A 20,335-nucleotide genomic window follows, 5' to 3' on the forward strand; every position below is an offset into this window, starting at 1 on the left:
TCGGATTCAGCGGCGCACCTTGACTGCAAAAAGTCCTTGGGGGCGCAGCATCAGGATGAAGACGATCAGCGACAGCGTCAGCACCTTGGCCATCGACCCGGTCATGAAGAACTCCGAGACCGACTGCGTCTGCGCGATGCCGAAGGCCGAGACCACCGTGCCGAAGAGGCTGGCCGCGCCGCCGAAGGTGACGACCAGGAAGGCGTCGACGATGTAGAGCGAGCCCGAGGTCGGCCCGGTGGAGCCGATGGTGGTGAAGGCCGCGCCCGCCACGCCGGCAATGCCGCAGCCGATGGCGAAGGTGAGGCGGTCAGTCTTTTTCGTGTCGATGCCGGTGGCATTGGCCATGGTGCGGTTGGCAACGGTGGCGCGCACCCGCAGGCCCCAGCGGCTCTTGTGCAGCGCGACCAGCACGCCACCCGTGACCAGCGCGGTGAGCGCGAGCACGAACAGGCCGTTGATCGGGATGTCCAGGCCTTCGTGCGGCGTCCACGAGCCCATGAGCCATTCGGGCAGCGTCGGGCTCACCTCCTTCGGCCCGATGAAGGTGCGGAAGATCTGCTGCAGCCCCAGGCTCACGCCCCAGGTGGCGAGCAGCGTGTCGAGCGGGCGTTTGTAGAGGTGGCGGATCAACGCCCATTCCACGATCCATCCGGTGACGAAGGCAAAGACGAAAGCCAGCCCGATGGCGATCGGGAAGTAGTACGGCATGAACCCGGGCGCCAGGCTCTCGGTGACGCGCGCGGCCAGGTAGATCGAGTAGGCGCCGATGGTCATGAACTCGCCATGCGCCATGTTGATCACGCCCATCTGGCCGAAGATGATCGCGAGGCCCAGCCCCATCAGCAGCAGCACCGCGAAGAGGCTCAGCCCCGCGAAGCCCTGCATGAGGCCGATGTTCAGCATGTCCGACAAAGTCATGGCGGGAAGTCCGGAAGGTTGGAGTTACCCCCTCTCCCGCTTGCGGGAGAGGGTTGGGGTGAGGGCCGGAGGCCTGCTTACTGGTAGCCCTTCGGGAACGGATCCGGCTTGATCAGTTCGGCCGACTCCGCCACCACCTTGAACGTCCCGTCCGGCTGCCCCTGCCCGATGCGCGCCTTGCTCCACAGATGGTGGTTGGCGTCGAGCTTCACGTAGCCCTCGGGCGCCGTCTTCAGCTCGATGCCCGGCGATGCGGCCACCACCTTGTCCACATCGAAGCTGCCGGCCTTCTCCACCGCGGCCTTCCACAGCCAGGGGCCGAGGTAGCCCGCCTGCGTCACGTCGCCGATGACGGCGTCCTTGCCGTACTTGGCCTTGAAGGCTTCCACGAACTTCTTGTTGTTCGCGTTGTCCAGCGTCTGGAAGTACTTCATCGACGAGTAGAAGCCCGCGAAGTTCTCGCCGCCCACGCCGGTCATCTCGTCCTCGGTCACGGCCAGCGTCAGCAGGAACTGCTTGTCGCCGGTGATGCCCGCGGCCTTCAGCTGCTTGTAGAAGGCCACGTTCGAGCCGCCCACCACGGCCGCGAAGATGCAGTCGGGCTTGGCCACCTTGATCTTGTTGATCAGCGAGTTGAAGTTGGTGTGGCCCAGCGGGTAGTACTCCTCGCCCTTGACCGAGCCCTTCTGGAAGTTCTCGATGTGCTTGCGCGCGATCTTCATCGAGGTGCGCGGCCAGATGTAGTCGGAGCCCACCAGGAAGAAGGTCTTGGCCTTCTTCTCCTTCGCGCCCCAGTCCAGGCCCCAGATGATCTGCTGCGTGGCTTCCTGGCCGGTGTAGATCACGTTCTTGCTCTGCTCCAGGCCTTCGTAGAAGGTGGGGTAGTACAGCAGGCCGTTCTCCTTCTCGAACACCGGAAGCACGGCCTTGCGCGAGGCGCTGGTCCAGCATCCGAACACGGCCGCGACCTTGTCGTTGACCAGCAGCTTCTTCGACTTCTCGGCGAAGGTGGGCCAGTCGGAGGCGCCGTCTTCCTTGATGACCTTGATCTTGCGGCCCAGGATGCCGCCCATGGCGTTGATCTGGTCGATGGCGAGCTGCTCGGCCTGGATGGAGCCGGTCTCCGAGATGGCCATGGTGCCGGTGGACGAATGCAACTGGCCCACCGTGACCTCGGTGTCGGTCACGGCCAGCTTGGTGGTGTTGACCTTGGCCGTGGGGAACTGGCCCTGACCGAAGCTCAGGCCGCTGAGGCCCATCACGGGCAGCGCGGCGGCGCCCTGCAGCAGGCGGCGGCGGCGCAGTGCCATGGCATCGAGGGAAGGATCGGAATCACGCGACATCAGGAAACTCCAGGCAGGTTGTTGGAAAGGAGGGCCGCGCACCATCGAAGTGCATCGGACGGTGCCCCGAGCACCATGGCTGGAACTTTAGAAATCACTGGCGTATGCGCGAATACGTCATTCAACGTAGCGGCCGGAGCCGGCCGTGCCTGCAGACTCGCGAGCCAGAAACCAGTGCAAGCGCGGCGGAAGCACTCAGGGAGCGCTTCTTGCTGTACCCCGCGCCATGCCACCGCCGCCGCGAGAACCCGCCATGCAATCCGTCTCCGGACAGAAGATCTTCCGCATCCGCCGCGACTACAACGCCTGGGTCGCGAACGAGACGCTGGAGGACTACGCGCTTCGCTACACGCCGCGCAGCTTCCGCAAGTGGTCGGAGTTCCGCGTCGCCAACGCGGCCTTCGGGGCCACGTCGTTCCTGGCGCTGGAGGCCATCGGCGGGGCCATCGCGCTGAGCTACGGCTTCTCGAACGCGCTGTGGGCCATCCTGGTGGTCGGGCTCATCACCTTCCTCACGGGCCTGCCGATCTCGTACTACGCAGCGCGCCATGGCGTGGACATGGACCTGCTTACGCGCGGCGCCGGCTTCGGCTACCTGGGCTCCACGCTCACCTCGCTGATCTACGCGAGCTTCACCTTCATCTTCTTCGCGCTGGAGGCGGCCATCCTCGCGCTGGCGCTGCAGATGTACCTCGACTGGCCTCTGTGGCTGCTGTACATGGTGTCGTCGATCGTCATCATTCCGCTGGTGGCGCGGGGCATCACGCTCATTTCGGGGCTGCAGCTGTGGACGCAGCCGATCTGGATCGTGCTGTTCATCTGCCCATTCGTCGCGGTGCTGGTGAAGAAGCCCGAGCTCTACGCCGACTTCGCCGGCCTGGTGGGCCGCACCTCCGACAGCAGCGGCTTCGACCCGCTGATGTTCGGTGCCGCCGCCACCGTGGCCTTCTCGCTGGTGGTGCAGATCGGCGAGCAAGTCGACTACCTGCGCTTCCTGCCCGAGAAGACCGCCGCCAACCGCGTGCGCTGGTGGACGGCGGTGCTGGTCTCGGGGCCGGGCTGGATCGTGCCGGGCATGCTGAAGATGATGGGCGGCGCCTTCCTCGCGTTCCTCGCGCTGCAGCACGAGATACCGGCCAACCACGCGGTCGAGCCCACGCAGATGTACCTCACGGGCTTCTCTTACGTGCTGCGCGACCCGGCCTGGGTGCTCGGCATCACGGTGCTCTTCGTGCTGGTGTCGCAGATGAAGATCAACCTGACGAACGCCTATGCGGGTTCGCTGGCATGGTCGAACTTCTTCGCGCGGCTCACGCACAGCCATCCGGGGCGCGTGGTGTGGCTGGTATTCAACGTGGCCATCGCGATACTGCTGATGGCGCTGGGCGTGTTCGCGGCGCTTGAGCACGTGCTGGGCTTCTACAGCAACATCGCCATCGCCTGGGTCGGCGCGCTGGTGGCCGACCTGGTCATCAACAAGCCGCTGGGCTGGAGCCCGCGCACCATCGAGTTCAAGCGGGCGCACTTGTACGACATCAACCCTGTGGGCCTGGTGTCGATGCTGGCGGCGGCGGCGCTGGCCATGCTGGCCTACTCCGGCACGCTGGGGCAATGGGCGAGGGCTTTTTCGCCCTTCATCGCGCTGGCCACCGCCATGGCGCTGTCGCCGCTGCTGGCCTGGCGCACGCGCGGGCGCTACTACCTCGCGCGCAACGACATCGAACGCTGGAAGCCGGGCCAGGCCGTGAAGTGCTCGGTGTGCGACAACAGCTTCGAGTCGGAGGACATGGCGCACTGCCCGGCCTACAGCGCGCCGATCTGCTCGCTGTGCTGCACGCTCGAGTCGCGCTGCCACGACCGCTGCAAGACAAACTCGCGAGCGGCCGAGCAGATGAGCGGCTGGCTGCAGGCGCTGCTGCCGCCGGCGCTCTCGGCACGCCTGAACTTCCGCGTGGCGCACTACCTGCTGGTGGCGGCATCGCTCATCGCGCTGCTGGCCACCGTGGTGGGGGTGGTGTACGCGCAGGAGGCGCTGGCGGGCACCAGCGACCCGGTCATGGCAACGGCCTTCCTGAAGGTGTTCGCACTGCTGTCGGTGGTGGCCGCCGTGGCCGCGTGGTGGGTGGTGCTGGGCAGCGAGAGCCGGCAGATGGCGCAGGAGGAATCGAACCGGCACAACAACCTGCTGGCGCTCGAGATCGAGGCACACCGCCGCACCGACGCTGCGCTTCAGGCCGCCAAGGAAGCCGCCGAGGCCGCCAACCAGGCCAAGACCCGCTACGTGGCCGGCATGACGCACGAGCTGCGCACGCCGCTCAACAGCATCCTGGGCTACTCGCAGATCCTCCTGAAGGGCGACTCCGTGAAGCCGCCGCGCGAGGCGGTGCAGACCATACACCGCAGCGGCGAGCACATGCTGGGCCTGATCGACGGCCTGCTCGACCTCGCGCGCATCGAGGCCGGCCGGCTGCAACTGGAGCCCGCGCCGCTGGCGCTGCCGGCCTTCCTCGACCAGCTGGTGCACATGGTGCGCCCGCAGGCCGAGAACAAGGGCCTGGCCTTCGTCTACACGCACGCGGGCCGGCTGCCGCCGTGGGTGCATGCCGATGCGAAATGGCTGCGGCAGATCCTCATCAACCTGCTGACGAACGCGGTGCGCTTCACCGACAGCGGCACCGTCACGCTGCACGTGGACGCGCGCCGCGAGGTGCTGCGCTTCGACGTGGCCGACACGGGCATCGGCGTGGCGCCGCAGGACCACCAGCGCATCTTCCTGCCCTTCGAGCGCGGCGCTGCCGGCCGCCGGCGCGGCGAGCCGGGCACGGGGCTGGGCCTGACCATCACCGGGCTGCTCACCTCGCTGATGGGCGGCGAGCTCAAGCTGGCAGCCACTTCCTCGCAGGGCAGCACCTTCAGCGTGCGCGTGTACCTGCGCGAGGTGGCCGACCCCGGCCCGCAGGCCGGCAAGGCGGGCGCCGTGCGCCAGCCCGTGTCGGGCTACATCGGCGAGCGCCGCACGCTGCTGGTGGTGGACGACCAGCCGGTGCAGCGCCAGATGCTCGCAGGCATGCTCGCGCCGCTGGGCTTCGAGGTGCGCGAGGCCGCGAGCGGCACCGAGTGCCTCGACAGCCTGCGCGAGGAGCTGCCCTCGGCCATCCTGCTGGACCTGACGATGGACGACATGGACGGCTGGCAGACCGCCGCCTCGGTGCGCGCATCGGGCTTCGGCGAGATCCCGATCATCATCGTCTCGGCCAACATGTTCGAGAACCAGGCCGAGCGGCTGCGCGCGGCGGGCTGCCAGGCCTTCGTGGGCAAGCCGGTGATCGAGTCGGAGCTCATCGCCACGCTGGAGCGCCACCTGGGCCTCGAATGGCTGGCGGCCGGCGACGCATTGCCGGTCGCGCTCGACGACCTCGAAGCCCTGCCCCCTCGCCCCCGGCAGCTCGATCTTCCGGAAGACGACCGCGCAGAGCTCATGCGCCTCGCCCAGATGGGCCACGTGCGCGGCCTGCACACCGCGCTCGACCGGCTGGCCGCCGCCTCGCCCGCGGCGGCCGCCACATGCACTTGGCTGCGCGGCATGGTCGCGCGCTTCGAACTCGACAAACTCCGCAACGCACTGGCAGAAGATGCAGACACCCTCGCTCCCTGAATCGCCTTCGGCCGATCGCCCCGTGGTGCTGGTGGTGGACGACGCCCCCAGCAGCCTGGGCATGCTGTGCGACACGCTGGAGGCCAGCGGCTACACCGTGCTGGTCGCGGCCGACGGCGAGGCCGCGCTGCAGCGGCTCGAACTGGTCGTGCCAGACGCGATCCTGCTCGACGGCCTGATGCCCGGGCTCTCTGGCTTCGAGACCTGCAGGCGCATCAAGGCCAACCCGGCGCTCGCACACATCCCGGTGCTGTTCATGACGGGCCTGTCGGAGACTTCGCACGTGGTCGAAGGCTTCGAGTGCGGCGGCGTCGACTACGTGGTGAAGCCGATCCGCGCGCAGGAAGTGCTGGCGCGGCTGCACACGCACGCGCGCAACGCGCGCATCACCCGCATGGCGCGCGACGCGGTGGACGTGGCGGGCATGGGCGTGGTCTTCGTCGACACGCGCGGGCGCATCGCGTGGCGCTCGCCGCAGGCCGCGCTGTGGCTGCATGCGCTCGAGGAGCCGGTGGCGCCGGGCCTGCTGCCCGCCTCGCTCGAAGCCGCGCTGGCGCCGGGTGCGGTCATCTCGGTCGGCACGTCCACGGGCATGCGGCTGTCGGTGCGCAACCTCGGCGCGGCAGCGCTGGGCGAGACGATGCTGCTCTTCGCCGTGCAGCGCGAAGGCCCGGCCGCGCGGCTGGCGGACGCGGCCCTCACCCCGCGCGAGACCGAGGTGCTTTCATGGCTCGCCAAGGGCAAGACCAACCGCGACATCGGCGAGATCCTGGGCACCAGCCCGCGCACGGTGAACAAGCACCTGGAGCACATCTTCGAGAAGCTGGGGGTGGAGACGCGGGCTGCGGCGGCAGCGCTGGCGAGCGGTATGTAACCCCCATGGGGTAACTGCCCCAACCGCACTGGGCTATACCCCTGCGCCGCTCCTGTTGCGCCCAGAATGGGGATGCCAACGGAGAACGAGATGCTCAACAGCCTTCTGCAATTTCCTGCCCGCGAGAGTGCGTACAAGCGCAAGTTCCTGAACAACACGGACGAGAACCTGTTCATGGGTTCGTTCGAGAGCTTCGCGGCGGCCGAGGCCGGCGCGCCCTCTTCCAAGGCCGTGGGCTATGCCAACGCCGACGCGGGGGAGCTCTACAGCCCGCAGATCTATTTCTACGACTACCCCGGGCTGTTCTGGCTGGGCCGCTCCATCGACGCGGGCCTCACGCGCGTGTTCGACCTGGGCGGGCACGTCGGCATCAAGTACTACGCCTTCCGGCGCGTGCTGAGCTATCCCTCCACGCTGCGCTGGACGGTGTGCGACGTGCCAGGCGTGGTCGAGAGCGGCCGCGCGATGGCCATCAAGCGCGAGGCCACGGAGCAGTTGGGCTTCACCACCGACTACCACGATGCCAGCGGCTGCGACGTGCTGTACGTATCGGGCAGCCTGCAGTACCTGCCGGTGCGCATGGACACGATCCTCTCGGAGCTTGCGGTGAAGCCCCGGCGCATCGTGATGAACACCACGGCCGTGCACCCGGAGCGCACGATCTACACGCTCAACAGCATCGGCATCGCGGTGTGTCCCTATCGCATTCAACACCACGACGAGCTGCTGGCCGACCTCTCGCGCTCCGGCTACCGGAAGCGCGACGTGTGGCGCAACGAGGGCAAGCCCATCGAGGTGCCTTTCGTCGAGGGTGGCGACAAGCCCTACTACGCGGGCTGCTGCTTCGATCTGGTCGACTGACCGGGCGCGCCTGCTCTACCTCGGTGCCCCCAGCGAGCGCCGGAACTCGCGCAGCGGCATGGCCTGCGTGGTGTCGATGCTGGTCGGGGCGCCGCGGATGAAGCCATGTACCGTGTCGCCTCGGACTTCAAGGATCGAGCCGCACGGGCCGATACCCAGCGCGCCCTCGCCGTTATCCCGTGCCAGCACGATCCATTCGGAGCCCTGCGGCAACGGCTCCTCGCGGCCCGGCGGCGCCGCGTTGAGCATGAAGTGCAGCACGCCGTTGCCCATGAAGCGGCCTGCGGCCTTGCCGGCTGGCCTGCCGTCGAGGAACTCGACCGGCTCGAACATGAAGGAGCGCGGAGGCGGCGTGTAGTCGGGCACGCCCAGGTCGAAGGGCACGACGCGTACGCGAAGCACGCGGGCGCGTGGCTCGCCGCGCGCAGCCGCCACCGAATCGAGGAAAGAGGCGCGGCCGGCGCACGAGGTGGCACCGGCCGGCTCGGCGCCGAACAGGCTCGCAGCCAGCGCGGCGGCAGCGGAAATCCGGAGCATTCGCCGGGACATCGAAAACATCTTGACTGGCCTCAAAAAGATATTAGAGTGATATCACTTTCAACGGAGGCAGCGATGCAAGAGAAGACCCCCAACATCAATCCGCGACCGGTCCGCAGGGAGCGCCCCTACCGGTCGATCAACGGCTACGGCGTGTCCGCGGTGGCGCTGCTGCTCATCGCGGTCGGCGTCTGGGCGATGGTGCAGCGGCTGATGCCGCTGCCCATGAGCATCGTGCTGGTCGTGGTCGGCCTCGTGCTGGTTCCGGGCCTCTACATGCTGCAGCCCAACGAGGGCATCATCCTCACGCTCTTCGGCGAGTACCAGGGCACCGACCGCTCCGAGGGCCTGCGCTGGACCAACCCGCTGCAAAGTGGCCAGAAGATCTCGCTGCGCGCGCGCAACCTCAACACCCCGCCGCTGAAGGTGAACGACAAGCGCGGCAACCCGGTGGAGATCGGCGCGGCGGTGGTCTGGCGGGTCTACGACACGGCGCAGGCCGTGTTCGAGATCGACGACTACAACAAGTTCGTCGCCATCCAGGCAGAGGCGGCCATCCGCCACCTCGCCACCCTCTACGCCTACGACAGCGGCGACGACCTGCCGAGCGACGAGACCACGCTGCGCGCCGGCCTCGACACGGTGGCCGACGCCCTCAGGGACGACCTGAACCGCCGCTTCGCCAGCGCCGGCGTCGAAGTGCTCGACGCCAAGCTCACCCATCTGGCCTACGCCCCCGAAATCGCGCAGGTGATGCTGCGCCGCCAGCAGGCGGTGGCCATCGTGAGCGCCCGGCACCAGATCGTGGCCGGTGCGGTCGGCATGGTCGAGGCTGCCCTCAGGGGCCTGTCGGAGCGCAACCTGGTCGTGCTCGACGACGAGCGCAAGGCATCGATGGTGTCGAACCTGCTGGTGGTGCTGTGCTCCGACCGCGAGACTCAGCCCGTGGTGAACACCGGTACGCTCTACACCTGAGGCGCGAACCGTACGCGCCTTCCGATCCGTATTCACCCGATGGCCAGTCCCGGCAAGAAAGCCTATCCCCTGCGCATCGATCCGGCCCTGTGGGCCGAGATCGAGCGCCTCGCCGCGCAGGAACTTCGCAGCGCGAACGCGCAGGTCGAGTTCCTGCTGCGCGAGGGGCTGGCCCGGCGCGGGCGGCTGCCGGCCGCCGACCCGGGCGGCAGCGCGCCCGGAGACGAGCCCGCCGCGCCTCGGTAGTAACCCCGAATCCGCTGAGGGCGGAATGACAGGTCCGGCTTCTACGATGGCTTCTGCAGCCAACTTCCCCTTGGAGACATCGTGACCAGACCTTTTCTCGGCCGTTTCAGCCCTGCCCTTTCCATCACCCGCCGCGCCGCCCTCCCGCTGATCGCGGCCCTCGCGCTCGCAGGCTGCGGCAGCCTCGGCACCAACAGCAGCAGCACCAGCAAGCCCGTCGCCGGCGCCGACATCCACGTCATGACCTCGGGTGGCTTCACCGCGGCCTACAACGACCTGCGACCCGAGTTCGAGCGCAGCAGCGGCCGCAGCGTCAAGACGGCCTACGGCGCCTCCATGGGCAATGCCGACGATTCCATTCCCAGCCGCTTGGCGCGCAACGAGCCCGCAGACGTCGTGATCCTCGCGCGCCCCGCGCTCGACGCGCTGGTGGCCCAGGGCAAGGTGGTGCCCGGCAGCCAGGTCGACCTGGTGCGCTCTTCCATCGGCTTTGCGGTGCGCAAGGGCGCGCCCAGGCCCGACATCAGCACGGTCGACGCGCTCAAGCGCACGCTGATCGCCGCGCCGTCGATCGCCTACTCGGCCAGCGCGAGCGGCACCTACTACGAGACCGAGCTGCTCAAGAAGCTGGGCATCGAGGACCAGGTTAAGCCCAAGAGCAAGCGCATCCTGAGCGAGCGCGTCGGTTCGGTGGTGGCCCGCGGCGACGCGGCGCTCGGCCTGCAGCAGGTCAGCGAGCTGCTGCCCATCGCCGGTATCGACTACATCGGCCCCCTGCCGGCCGAAGTGCAGCGCGTGACGGTGTTCTCCGCCGGCGTCGCCACCGGCTCGAAGCAGCCCGACGCGGCGCGGCAGCTCATCCGCTATCTCAACTCGCCCGCAGCGGCGCCCACCATCGCCAAGACGGGCCTGGAGCCGCTGCCGGCGCGCTGAGCGCGCACGGTCAGAGCGTCCAGCCGTCGCGCAGGAAGAACTCGACCAGCGCATCGCCAACCTTGTCGGCCTGGTCGAAGGCAATGGCGTGGCCCGCGTCGGGCAGCAACTCGACGCGCACATGCGGCGCCTGCGCCTTCACACGGGCGCGGGCGCGCACCGGGTCGAATAGCACCTCGTCCTCGCCGAGCATCAGCAGCGTGTTCCTGGGCAGCACGCGCAGGTCGGCATCGGTCATGCGGCCGGGTGGCCTCGGATGGGCGCGCTGGCAGCGCCAGCGCACGAGCCAGTCGTCCATGGCCCAGGGCGGCGGCTCGGGCGCCTTCGGAGACGACACCAGCGCCCGGAAGGCGCGCACCAGCCGCTCGCTCGGGAAGGCTGCGGCGAAGCCCGCGCGCAGCATCGTGCCGATGCGCACCGACTCCAGGTTCGGCGGCGCCAGCAGCGCCAGCTTGCCGACGCGGCGCATGGTCTGGCGCGCGTAGGCCGCTGCGAGCCATGCGCCGAAGGAGGCGCCGCACAGCCCCACCTTGGGCCGGCCGATGGCGATCAGCACGTCTTCGAGCCAGTTGCAGTAGCCGTCTTCCGTCGCGGGGCGGCGCCCTTCGCTGCGGCCGGCGTCGCCGATGATGTCCACCGCGTAGACCTGCAGCGAGCCCGCGAGCCGAGCGATGTTGTGGATCCAGGTGGTGGCGTTGCCGCCGCCGCCGTGCAGCAGCACCACCGGCGGCGCATAGGCCGGCCCGCAGGCCAGCAGGTGCGTGCGGCCGTAGCGCGTCTCGACGTAGCGGCTCTCGTGCGGCACGGGCCAGCGCGCGAGCACGCGGGCATACGAAGCCAGCAGCGAGGAATGGGCTTCCGGCGAGCGGAAATTGCCGGCGAAGAGGCGCGCTTCGAAGAGGCTCATCGATGTCCCGTTCTGTTCTTTCCTGGTGGTGTGGGGCGAACACCCCGCATGGTGAGCCGCATAGATGAAGGTCTGCTGAAATTCCGCCGGCTGACGCCCTCCTCCCTCCCGTGCGCCGGAGCACGTCTGCGTATCTGTTTCTTTGGGAATCCTTCAGCTTCGGCAGGTAGATTGCCCGCCATGAAGATCCTCCTGGCCGAAGACGATTTCGACCTTGCCACCGGCATTCGCGTCGCCTTGCAGACCCAGGGGATGGAGGTGGTATGGGTGCGCCGCGTCGAGGAGGCGCGGCGCATCCTCGAGACCGAGGGCTGCGACCTGCTGCTGCTCGACCTGGGCCTGCCCGACGGCGACGGCCTCGACGTGCTCGACCGGCTGCGGCGTGACGGCAAGCGGCTGCCGGTGCTCATCCTCAGCGCCCGCGACGGCCTTCACGACCGCCTGCAGGGCCTGGACAGCGGCGCCGACGACTACATGGTCAAGCCCTTCGTGCTGGCCGAGCTGCTCGCGCGCGTGCGCGCCCTTGCGCGACGCAGCTACGGCGGCGATGGCGCCACCTTCGAGGTGCGAGGCCTGTGGCTGCACGAGCCGACGCAGCGCGTGCGCGTGGACGGCGTGCCGGTTTCGCTTTCGCGAAGCGAATTCCGCCTGCTGAGCCTGCTGGTGCGGCGGGCCGACCGCGTGGTCGCGCGCCGCGTGCTCGAGCAGCTCATGGTGGCGGGCACCCAGGGCGCCGTGCAGGGCCAGGGGCCCGGCAGCAACGTGCTCGACGTGCACGTCTCCAACCTGCGCCGCAAGATCGGCGACGGCTACATCCGCACCGTGCGCGGCATCGGCTAAGTGATCTATCTCGCCGCGCAGCAGCAGCAACCGCCGCCGCTGGAGCACACATGAACGCGGTGCTCGCCTCGATAGCGCGTGCCCCCGCGCGGCTGCTGCGCAGCGGCTGGCAGCGCGTCCGGCGGCCCTCGCTGGTACGCCGCCTCATGTTCGCGCAGGTCGGGATGATGACGCTGCTGTGGAGCCTCGCCATCGCGGTGCTGCTGAACTCCGCGTTCAACGAAGACCTCTCGATCATGGACGCCTCGCAGCGCAGCATGCTGGTCGTCGCGCGCAACCTCACCGACCAGCCTGCCCGGCAGTACGAGAGCCTGCGCTCCATGGACATCGCGCTGCGCAACTCCTTCGGCGGCGGCGACGACAACGACGACGCGGCCATGGCGCCCAGCGTCATCGTCTGGCAGAACGGCCACGAGATCTACCGTTCCCGGGGACTGCCGCCCGAGGGCATCGCCAATACCCGCCCCGGCATCGGGGAGACGGTGCAGGTCAACGGAAAGAGCTGGCGCGCGCGCACCATCGAGTCTCCTTCCGGCAAGACGCGCGTCACGCTGGTCACGCCCGGCACCGAGCAGGTGTGGCTCACCTTCCAGTCGCGCGGCTACTACATCCTGCCGCTGGTCATCAGCGTGCCCTTCCTGCTGCTTCCGGCTTGGCTGTCGATCCGCCTGGCGCTGCGGCCGTGGCGCAAGGTGGCCAGCGAGATCGCCTCGCGCGGTCCGCACGACCTGGCGCCGGTGTCGACGCAGCCGCGCCACGACGAGCTGCAGCCGATGGTGCAGAACTTCAACGCACTGATGGAGCGGCTGCGCGCCAGCATCGCGCGCGAGCAGAGCTTCATCGCCGACGCGGCGCACGAGCTGCGCACGCCCATCGCGGCGATGCGCGTGAACGTGGAGGCGCTGCAGTCGCTGCTCATCGAACACATTCCCACCGAGCGGCAGGACGAGCTCTTCGCGCGCGTGCTCAGCAGCAACGCGCGCGCAGAGCGGCTGGTGGGCCAGCTGCTGCGGCTCATGCGCAGCAACGCCAGCGCCTCGGCGCCGCGCGCGCTGCGGCTGGACGACCTGGTGCAGGAGCGCCTCGCGGCGCTGTCGGCGCTGGCGCACGTGCGCGAGGTGGAGATCGAACTCATGGAGGACGAGCCCGTCGAGCTCATGGGCGACCGCGACAGCCTGGTCTCGATGATCGACAACCTGATCGACAACGCGACCAAGTACAGCCCCGTGGGCTCGGTGGTGAGCGTGGGCATCCGGCGCGACGGCGACGTGGCGGTGCTGACGGTGTCCGACCAGGGGCCCGGCATCATGCCGGCACTGCGCGAGCGCGTGTTCGACCGTTTCTTCCGCGACCCGGACCAGACGCAGACCGGCAGCGGCCTGGGGCTGGCCATCGTGCGATCGGTGATCGACGCGCACGGTGGCACCATCGCGCTGGGCGACACCGGCGTGGGGCCGGGCCTGCGCGTCACGGTGCGGCTGCCGCTCGGGCCGCTGGGTTCGCTCGGGATCGTGGCGCCAGCCGGGTCGTAGCCTGACCCGTAAACTGGCAGGCATCTTCCTCCATCGACGCCAGGACGCCATGACTCAGCAGCAGACGACGATCTCCCCCGCCCTCGTTTCCGCCTTCGCGCCCAGCGGCACGCTGCGCGCCTCGATCAATCTCGGCAACCCGATCCTGGCCAACAAGGACGCAGCCACGGGCGAGCCGGTGGGCGTCTCCATCGACCTGGCGCGCGAGTTCGCGCGGCGCCTCGGCGTGGCCATCGAGCTGGTGGTGTTCGAAAAGGCCGCCGCATCGGTCGACGCGGTGAAGAACGAGAAGGCCGACATCGGCTTCTTCGCCATCGACCCGGCACGCAGCGAAGGGCTGCTGTTCACCGCGCCCTACGTGCTGATCGAAGGCAGCTACCTCGTACCCGACGCCTCTGCGCTCACCGACAACGCGCAGGTCGATGCCAATGGCAACCGCATCTCCGTCGGAGCAGGCAGCGCCTACGACCTGTTCCTGACGCGCGAGATCAAGGCGGCCGAGATCGTCCGCCTCCAGGGCGCAGGCCCCGCACTCGCGGCACTCCGCTCGGGCGAAGTCGAAGTGGCGGCCGGCATCCGCCAGATGCTCGAGGGCGAGGCGAAGCGCGCACCCGGCGTGCGCGTGCTGCCGGGGCGCTTCATGGTCATCCAGCAGGCCATGGGCACGCCCGCCAGCCGCGGCACCGAAGCGCAGGCCCTGCTCGCCGCCTTCGTCGAGGAGATGAAGGCCAGCGGCTTCGTGGCCGATGCGCTGAAGCGCCACCGCATCGAGGGCGCGAGCGTGGCGCCCGCTGCCTGAGCTCGCTGCTTCAGAGCTTGTACGCCTCCACCGGCCCGCGCGAATAGAAGAGGAAGTAGCCGGTCGAGGTCTGGAAGCCGTTCTTCTGCCAGCCCGCCGGCACCTTGAATATGCCGAGTTGCTCGCTGGCCACGCCGACGAAGGCGGTGTTCTCCTTGTCGGTGGTGATGCGGCTCCAGTGCTCTCGCGTCACGGGCTTCATCGTCATCTTCGGCTCGCTCCAGTCCGCCGTGCGCACCTTGTCGCGCATCACGTAGCCGTCGCCCTGCCGTTCGATCTTGATGAGCTCCTTGAGCGCGCCGTTCTGCTTCACGGCGTAGGTGCCGACGAGTTCGGCCTCGGGGCCGCCGCTGTTGCCGCTGTTCGCGCCGCAGGCGGACAGCAGCAGCGCCGCCGCTCCCGCAGCCAGCCATTTCAGGAATGCTGTGTTCATGATGGTCCTTGTCGAAGAGGCGCGCACCGCTCTCGCCGAGGGCAGCGCGCGCCGGTTCAGGCGATGCTCAGCGCTTCTCGTTGTCGCGCAGCTTCAGGCTGCCCTGGAAGCGCAGCGCATGCGGGTACGACTCCTTCTCCGCGCCGGTGGCCACCGCCACCATCTTCTGCTCGCTCACCTGCGTCTTCGCCAGCAGCGGCGCCGGCAAGTTCAGCACGCCCTTGATCTGGTCGTACTGCGCCTGTGTGATGCGGCCCACGCTCAGCAGCCGGAACGCATCGCGCTCGATGTTCAGCAAGAGCGGCTTGTTGCCCGCGAAGTTCTGCGCCTTGGCCAGCAGAGCGCTCCACGAGGGGGCGCTGTAGTTGCTCACGTAGTAGTCCTGCCCGGTCGGCCCCGCCAGCACCGCGGTGCAGCCCGGCAGCTCCACCTGCGTACTGTTGCCCGACATCACGAAGGTCTTGCGCTGCTCCATCGAGTCGCCATAGGCCAGCGTGACGGGAATGGTCCAGGTCGATGCCGGGTACAGGTTCTGGTTGGGGAAGGCCTCCTGCGTGATGTTCACGTAGGTGCTGTTGCCCGCGCACTGCGCGTCCACCGTGAGCAGCGGAATGCCGGTCTGGCGGATCAGGCTGTCGCCGATCTCGCTCACCTTCTTGCCGTTGCTGGCCTTCTCCAGCGAGCTCCACAGGCGCGAGGGCGTGACGTTGCCGAAGGCGTAGTCCTTCAGGTAGATGCGCAGGCCCTTCTGCATCGCCTCTTCGCCGATGTAGTTCTGGATGGTCTCCAGCACGTGGCTGCCCTTGTTGTAGACGAAGATCGACGGGCTGATGAAGCCGAACGAGCCCGCGTCGTTGAGGTTGCGCTGCACCGGCACGGCCGTGTTCTTCAGGTCGGCCACGATCACGTTGTGCTTGTCGAGAACGTAGTCGGAGAAGCTGTAGTACTCGGGGTGGAACTTGATCGTGGTGCGCCTTTCGAACCAGCGCGCGAACGACTCGTTGAGCCACACGTTGTCCCACCAGTCGAGCGTGACCAGGTCACCGAACCACTGGTGCGCCACCTCGTGCGTCACCACCGTCACCGAGTACAGCGTGGGCGTGTCGCCCGGCTTGGTGAGCACCGAGTCCGCGAACTCGAAGATCGAGCCCCAGTTCTCCATGCCGCCGAAACCGGTGTTGGGCTTGTTGTCGTAGCTGTCGTTGGCCGCGACGGTGTCGAACTTCTTGAACGGCAGCGGGATGCCCGTGTAGTTGTAGTAGTAGTCCATCGACACCTTGGTCCACTCCATCGCGAACTTGGCCCAGTCGGAGCGGCCCGGCGGCGTGAACCAGCGCAGCGGCATCTCGCTGCCGTCCAGCGGGTTCTTGAACTTGTCGGCCAGGATGTCGAACTTGCCGCCGCCGAAGAAGGTCAGGTACATCGGCATCGAGGGCGTCTTCTCGAAAGCCACGCGCTGGTAGCCGTCGGGCAGCTTCGTCGCCTCGATCTGCGCGCCGTTGGAGACCGTCTTCCAGTCGCCCGGCACCTCGGCCGAGATCTCGAAGGTGTGGCGGAAGGCCGGCTCGTCCCATCCCGGGAACCACTGCCGCGCGTAGTTGGTTTCGCCCTGCGTCACGATGGCATCGCTGCTCACGCCCTCGGGCGTGGAGAGGCCCACCTTGAAGATGCCGGTAGCCGCCGAGCAGAACGGGTTGCGCGCCACCTCGGCAGGCGGGCAGTACTCGGCGTCGGAGAACTGGATCTTGCCGTCCCACTCCATGTGCAGCAGGTACTTGCCCTTGGCGATCTGTCCGTCGTTCAGCCGCAGCTGCACGAAGTCGCCCAGCGTCTGCGGCGTGGGAATGAGTGAAATCGCCTCGCCCGGGTTCGACACCTTGCGCAGCGTGGTGCGGCCCTTCGCGAAGTTCAGGTTGTGCGCGGCGACGACGATGGCATCGACCGGCTTGAGCACTTCGATCTCCACGTCGCCACGACCCACGAAGGTCTTGAGCGCCGCATCGGGCCGGAACCAGAGCTTGTAGTTGCTGGGCCAGACGGTGTCGGGCAGTTCCATCGGCTTTGCGGAGCGGTCGACTGCCGAAGCGGAGTTGTCGGCGAGGTTGGGCGCGCCGTCATCGGGTGCCTTGGCGGTGGGATCGGAAACGGGAGCGGAAACGACCTGGTCAGACGGAGCGCTGAGCCCCGTGCCGGCACCGCCGAACGAAGCGCCACCACTGTCTCCGCCGCCGCCGCAAGCCGTGAGCACGGCAAGGGTCACTGCGGTGATGGCAAGATGATTGACCACGGGTGTATTGAATCTTTTCATGATCGCCTCTGAGTACTCTTGGTAAGAAGAAACATGCGCCGTCCCGCATGCGCCGGCGGATAGCCTGCGATGCACATGACGCGCGCGGTGATGAGTGAGATGAACAACGGGGGAATCGGGAAGAAACGGGCAACACGGCGCCCTCCCGGCGAACTCATCCGTTCGTCAGGACCACACAGTCATGCAGGGTCACACCGCGCGCGAAGCGGCGGTCCCAGGATGCGAGGCGTAAGGGGTTCCATTCCCGGCGATCGCGGGGTGATGGGATGTGGAGGCGGGGCTTGTAGCGCGAAGGCCTTCGTCAGTGCATGCGCATCGTCGGCGCGATGCACGTCCGCGAAGCGGAAACGGTGCGGGCCGTGTTGGCGATGGCAAGACTTGCTGCGGCTCTTGTCGTTGATTTCACGCGCATTCCCTCGTCCATTGATGTCACACAGTTGTAGCTGATGGACGCTGTGCGCTCAACGAATCGCGGAACTTTTCTTTCTCAAAATGTTCGCGCGCCATAGGCCGAATGGCGTCATGGCATGCGGTGCATGCCATGCAATACGAAGATGGTTCAGCCGCCGAAACACCTGCTCACGCAGATGACGGAAAACGGCTCGCGACACTGTGACGCGACGGCCACAGTACGAAGGTACAAGCCTTCGAAAAGCCTATGAAAGCTGTGAACCAGAGACTGTGTGCGCGCCGTGCGAGCGGTCGCGCAGCCACAGCATGAAGCCGCAGCCGAACACGACGATCTGCGTGCCGATGAGCAATGCGAAGCCCGCGAAGAAGCCGGAGGCCGACGAAGCCGCCGATGCGGCGGGACCGGCGCCCACGCCATGCGACATCGCGCCGATCACGCCGCCCATCAGCGCCGGCATGAAGCCCGCCACGAGGCTGCCCACGCCGTTGGTCACGCCGAAGGCACTGGCCGTGTGCTCGGGCCGAGAGCAGTACTGCACCGTGCTCGGAATGGCCGGGCTCTGCAGGCCCCAGAAGAAGTTGGCCGCCACCAGGCAGCACGCAGCCGCATAAGGGTCGCGTGCATTGATGGCCATCAGCACAGACAGCGCCACGCCCACGCTCGCGCCCATGAAGATGAAGGGCACGCGCTCGCGCCCCACCTTGTCGATGAGCACGCCGCCCACGAACACCGCGAGCACGGTGGCGTACTGCGGCAGCGAGGCCAGCCAGCCCATCTCGCGCATCGAGAAGCCGCGCGCCTCGCGCAGGTAGGTCGGCAGCCAGTTGCTGCTGCCCCAGAGGTACGCCAGCGCTGCCGAGGTGAGCAGCGTGATGAGGAACAGGTGCCGCGTATGGAGCGCACCCTTCACGATGCCGCCCACGCGCGACATCGCCTCGCCGAAGGAAGACGGCTTCACGCCATCGGCATGCCCCGCCGGCATGCGCACGAAGGCCAGCACCAGCGGAATGCCGAGCACGATGTTCAGCACGCCGAGCACGTGGAAGGAGCTGTCCCACGCGAACTGCGTGAGCAGCCAGCCCACCAGGGGATAGCCGATGGCCAGGCCCAACCCCGTGCCCATGTTGACGAAGGCGTTGGGCTTGCCGTTCTCGTCGCTGCGGAAGTGCGCCTTGATGTACGCCGAAGCCAGAGAGAAGAGCGGACCTTCGGACACGCCCAGCAGCACGCGCGAGGCCAGCAGCAGGCCGTAGCTGTGGAACATCGGCGAAGCCCATGTCACCACGCCCCAGAGGATCAGCCCGTAGACAAGGCTGCGCCGCACGCCGAAGAGGGCCGAGCAGAACGGCGTGAGCACGAAGGCCGACACGCCGTAGCCCAGCATGAAGGCCGTCGCCAGGAAGCCCTGGCTCACGCGGTCGGTGGCGGCGAGGCCTACATGGCTCAGGAAGGCCGCGTCGGTGATCAGCACCGCGATGTTGATGCGGTCCACGTAGGAGATGGCGACGATCACGAACAGCGTGATGACGCCGTACCAACGAAGGTTCCTGTCGTTCTTGCCGCTGTCGTTGTCGTTTCTGCTGCTCTGCATGGCCGCTCCTGCCGGGCTGAAGGTGATGAGGCGCGCGCGCCTAGAACATGTGGCGCATGCCGAACTCGGTGCCGCTGGAGGCACGGTTCGGCGCGGTGATCGCGCCCGAGAGGGCCTGCGATGCACCGTTGCTGTTGCTGATGCGCGCGATGGTTGCGTACAGCGCGGTGCGCTTCGAGAGGTTGTGCACGTAGCCGATGGCCAGCTTCGACGAGGTCGGCTTCAGCAGCGCCCCCGCCGGCTCCAGCCGGTAGCGCGCATACGAGGCCTTGATCTCGCCGGGCCCGATGGGCAGCTGGAAGCCGACCAGCACGCCCTTGGCGTCGGTGGTGCCTTTCGACTCCTTGTACAGCTCGCTCGTGAGCTTGAGGTTCATGAGCGAGGCGTCGAAGGTGTAGGAGGCGCCGAGGTTGGTCACGCGCAGGTCGCCGCTCGCATAGCGCGTGCGGCCGGTGGCCAGCGCGATGTTGAGGCCGCCGCCCTGGTAGCCGAAGCGCGCGCCGGTGTGGTCGCCGTCGTGCCTGTTCGACACCAGCGTGCCCGGCAGCACCGACCTGGAGTCGTTCTCGCCCATGGCGTACATCACCTGGCCGTAGAAGCCACCGAGGCTGGCCGGCAGCAGGTAGCCGATGCTGTTCGATGCGCGCGTGCCGGTGGGCGCGACGAGGCCGCCCAGGCCCGAGAAATAGATCTGGTTGGCGCCGATGCCGCCGCCCGTGCCGAAGGGATCGAAGATGGCGGTATTCCAGAAGGCCGGCACGTAGTCGCGGCCCAGCCGCACTTCGCCGAAGGGGCCGGCAAGGCTCACGGTGGAGCGGCGGTTGAAGCTCAGCACGCCCGCCGGCCCGTTGCCGCTGGCCTGGTTGTTGGTGTTCGAGGGAAAGCCCTGCGCGCTATCGTTCTGCAGGCCCATCTCCAGCCAGAAGTTGGCGGAGTAGCCACCGCCCAGGTCCTCCGTGCCGCGAAAACCGAGGCGGCTGAACATGTTGCCGCTGTTGCTCAGTTGCGTCTTGTGGGCCGAACCGGGGCCGCTTCCCTTGGTGTAGGTGACGGCCGCATCGACCACGCCGAAGAGCGTGAGGGAAGATTGGGCCAGCGCTGCGCCAGCCCCGCTGGCCGCAGCCAGCGCGATCAGGTACTTTTTCATTGAGTTGTCTCGGGTAGTTTT

Annotated in this window: 18 protein-coding genes; 10 read left to right on the forward strand and 8 right to left on the reverse strand. The window is 67.9% G+C overall.

All coding sequences use genetic code 11. From position 1 onward, the window contains the following. Nucleotides 1-6: 6 nt before the first annotated feature. Entirely contained in the window at nucleotides 7-921 is a 915-nt protein-coding gene (urtB, locus tag ABL838_RS17915; protein ID WP_418121343.1) for an urea ABC transporter permease subunit UrtB, read from the reverse strand. 77 nt (nucleotides 922-998) lie between these two features. After that, a complete protein-coding gene (gene urtA, locus ABL838_RS17920) occupies nucleotides 999-2,264 on the reverse strand; it encodes an urea ABC transporter substrate-binding protein (protein WP_369661914.1) in 1,266 nt (421 codons plus the stop codon). A gap of 253 nt (nucleotides 2,265-2,517) precedes the next feature. Here urtA and ABL838_RS17925 point away from each other — a divergent pair, with 253 nt between their 5' ends. The 3 genes from ABL838_RS17925 to ABL838_RS17935 all read left to right on the forward strand — a co-directional run bounded on the left by ABL838_RS17925 (nucleotide 2,518) and on the right by ABL838_RS17935 (nucleotide 7,654). Beyond that, nucleotides 2,518-5,919: an ATP-binding protein gene (locus ABL838_RS17925; protein ID WP_418121344.1), complete on the forward strand. Its 3,402-nt coding sequence runs from the start codon at nucleotides 2,518-2,520 to the stop codon at nucleotides 5,917-5,919. Continuing rightward, the gene (locus ABL838_RS17930; protein ID WP_369661912.1) at nucleotides 5,897-6,793 is read left to right on the forward strand and encodes a response regulator; all 897 of its coding nucleotides are present in this window, start codon (nucleotides 5,897-5,899) and stop codon (nucleotides 6,791-6,793) included. The genes ABL838_RS17925 and ABL838_RS17930 overlap by 23 nt, the downstream gene beginning before the upstream one ends. Nucleotides 6,794-6,883: 90 nt before the next feature. After that, nucleotides 6,884-7,654 carry a TIGR04325 family methyltransferase gene (locus tag ABL838_RS17935; protein ID WP_369661911.1) on the forward strand — a complete coding sequence of 257 codons (771 nt, stop codon included), beginning with the start codon at nucleotides 6,884-6,886 and terminating at the stop codon, nucleotides 7,652-7,654. Nucleotides 7,655-7,669: 15 nt separating this feature from the next. Here ABL838_RS17935 and ABL838_RS17940 read toward each other — a convergent pair whose 3' ends face one another. Further along, nucleotides 7,670-8,191 carry a hypothetical protein gene (locus tag ABL838_RS17940; protein WP_418121345.1) on the reverse strand — a complete coding sequence of 174 codons (522 nt, stop codon included), beginning with the start codon at nucleotides 8,189-8,191 and terminating at the stop codon, nucleotides 7,670-7,672. A 75-nt stretch (nucleotides 8,192-8,266) separates the two neighbouring features. On the opposite strand from ABL838_RS17940, the gene ABL838_RS17945 reads away from it, so the two are divergent. From ABL838_RS17945 to ABL838_RS17955, 3 genes are all read left to right on the forward strand, one after another. Then, nucleotides 8,267-9,166 carry an SPFH domain-containing protein gene (locus tag ABL838_RS17945; RefSeq protein WP_418121346.1) on the forward strand — a complete coding sequence of 300 codons (900 nt, stop codon included), beginning with the start codon at nucleotides 8,267-8,269 and terminating at the stop codon, nucleotides 9,164-9,166. Between the two features lie 39 nt (nucleotides 9,167-9,205). Next, nucleotides 9,206-9,412 (forward strand): hypothetical protein, encoded by a 207-nt coding sequence (locus ABL838_RS17950; protein WP_126022096.1) that lies wholly within the window; start codon nucleotides 9,206-9,208, stop codon nucleotides 9,410-9,412. Between the two features lie 81 nt (nucleotides 9,413-9,493). Next, the gene (locus tag ABL838_RS17955; RefSeq protein WP_418121347.1) at nucleotides 9,494-10,345 is read left to right on the forward strand and encodes a substrate-binding domain-containing protein; all 852 of its coding nucleotides are present in this window, start codon (nucleotides 9,494-9,496) and stop codon (nucleotides 10,343-10,345) included. A gap of 10 nt (nucleotides 10,346-10,355) precedes the next feature. Here ABL838_RS17955 and ABL838_RS17960 read toward each other — a convergent pair whose 3' ends face one another. After that, nucleotides 10,356-11,252, reverse strand: a complete 897-nt coding sequence (locus ABL838_RS17960; protein WP_418121348.1) for an alpha/beta fold hydrolase — start codon at nucleotides 11,250-11,252, stop codon at nucleotides 10,356-10,358. Between the two features lie 180 nt (nucleotides 11,253-11,432). Here ABL838_RS17960 and ABL838_RS17965 point away from each other — a divergent pair, with 180 nt between their 5' ends. The 3 genes from ABL838_RS17965 to ABL838_RS17975 are packed head-to-tail and all read left to right on the forward strand — an operon-like array spanning nucleotide 11,433 to nucleotide 14,423. Next, a complete protein-coding gene (locus ABL838_RS17965; RefSeq protein ID WP_418121349.1) occupies nucleotides 11,433-12,092 on the forward strand; it encodes a response regulator in 660 nt (219 codons plus the stop codon). A gap of 50 nt (nucleotides 12,093-12,142) precedes the next feature. Further along, nucleotides 12,143-13,624, forward strand: a complete 1,482-nt coding sequence (locus ABL838_RS17970) for a sensor histidine kinase (RefSeq protein WP_418121350.1) — start codon at nucleotides 12,143-12,145, stop codon at nucleotides 13,622-13,624. Nucleotides 13,625-13,673: 49 nt separating this feature from the next. Then, a complete protein-coding gene (locus ABL838_RS17975; RefSeq protein ID WP_418121351.1) occupies nucleotides 13,674-14,423 on the forward strand; it encodes a transporter substrate-binding domain-containing protein in 750 nt (249 codons plus the stop codon). Nucleotides 14,424-14,433: 10 nt separating this feature from the next. Here the strand turns inward: ABL838_RS17975 and ABL838_RS17980 are convergent, their stop codons facing one another. After that, complete coding sequence (locus tag ABL838_RS17980; protein WP_369661904.1) at nucleotides 14,434-14,856, reverse strand: hypothetical protein; 423 nt, start codon at nucleotides 14,854-14,856, stop codon at nucleotides 14,434-14,436. Between the two features lie 67 nt (nucleotides 14,857-14,923). Next, entirely contained in the window at nucleotides 14,924-17,164 is a 2,241-nt protein-coding gene (locus ABL838_RS17985) for a M1 family metallopeptidase (RefSeq protein ID WP_184637206.1), read from the reverse strand. Nucleotides 17,165-17,472: 308 nt separating this feature from the next. Here ABL838_RS17985 and ABL838_RS17990 point away from each other — a divergent pair, with 308 nt between their 5' ends. After that, on the forward strand, nucleotides 17,473-17,607 hold the full coding sequence (locus tag ABL838_RS17990) for a hypothetical protein (protein WP_418121352.1): 135 nt from the start codon (nucleotides 17,473-17,475) through the stop codon (nucleotides 17,605-17,607). Nucleotides 17,608-17,820: 213 nt separating this feature from the next. Here ABL838_RS17990 and ABL838_RS17995 read toward each other — a convergent pair whose 3' ends face one another. Both ABL838_RS17995 and ABL838_RS18000 read right to left on the reverse strand, forming a co-directional pair. Beyond that, the gene (locus tag ABL838_RS17995) at nucleotides 17,821-19,167 is read right to left on the reverse strand and encodes an MFS transporter (RefSeq protein ID WP_418121353.1); all 1,347 of its coding nucleotides are present in this window, start codon (nucleotides 19,165-19,167) and stop codon (nucleotides 17,821-17,823) included. Between the two features lie 40 nt (nucleotides 19,168-19,207). After that, a complete protein-coding gene (locus tag ABL838_RS18000; protein WP_369661901.1) occupies nucleotides 19,208-20,314 on the reverse strand; it encodes a porin in 1,107 nt (368 codons plus the stop codon). Nucleotides 20,315-20,335 lie beyond the last annotated feature (21 nt).

Source organism: Variovorax sp. 160MFSha2.1 (genome assembly GCF_048305075.1).
GTDB classification, from domain to species: domain Bacteria; phylum Pseudomonadota; class Gammaproteobacteria; order Burkholderiales; family Burkholderiaceae_C; genus Variovorax; species Variovorax guangxiensis.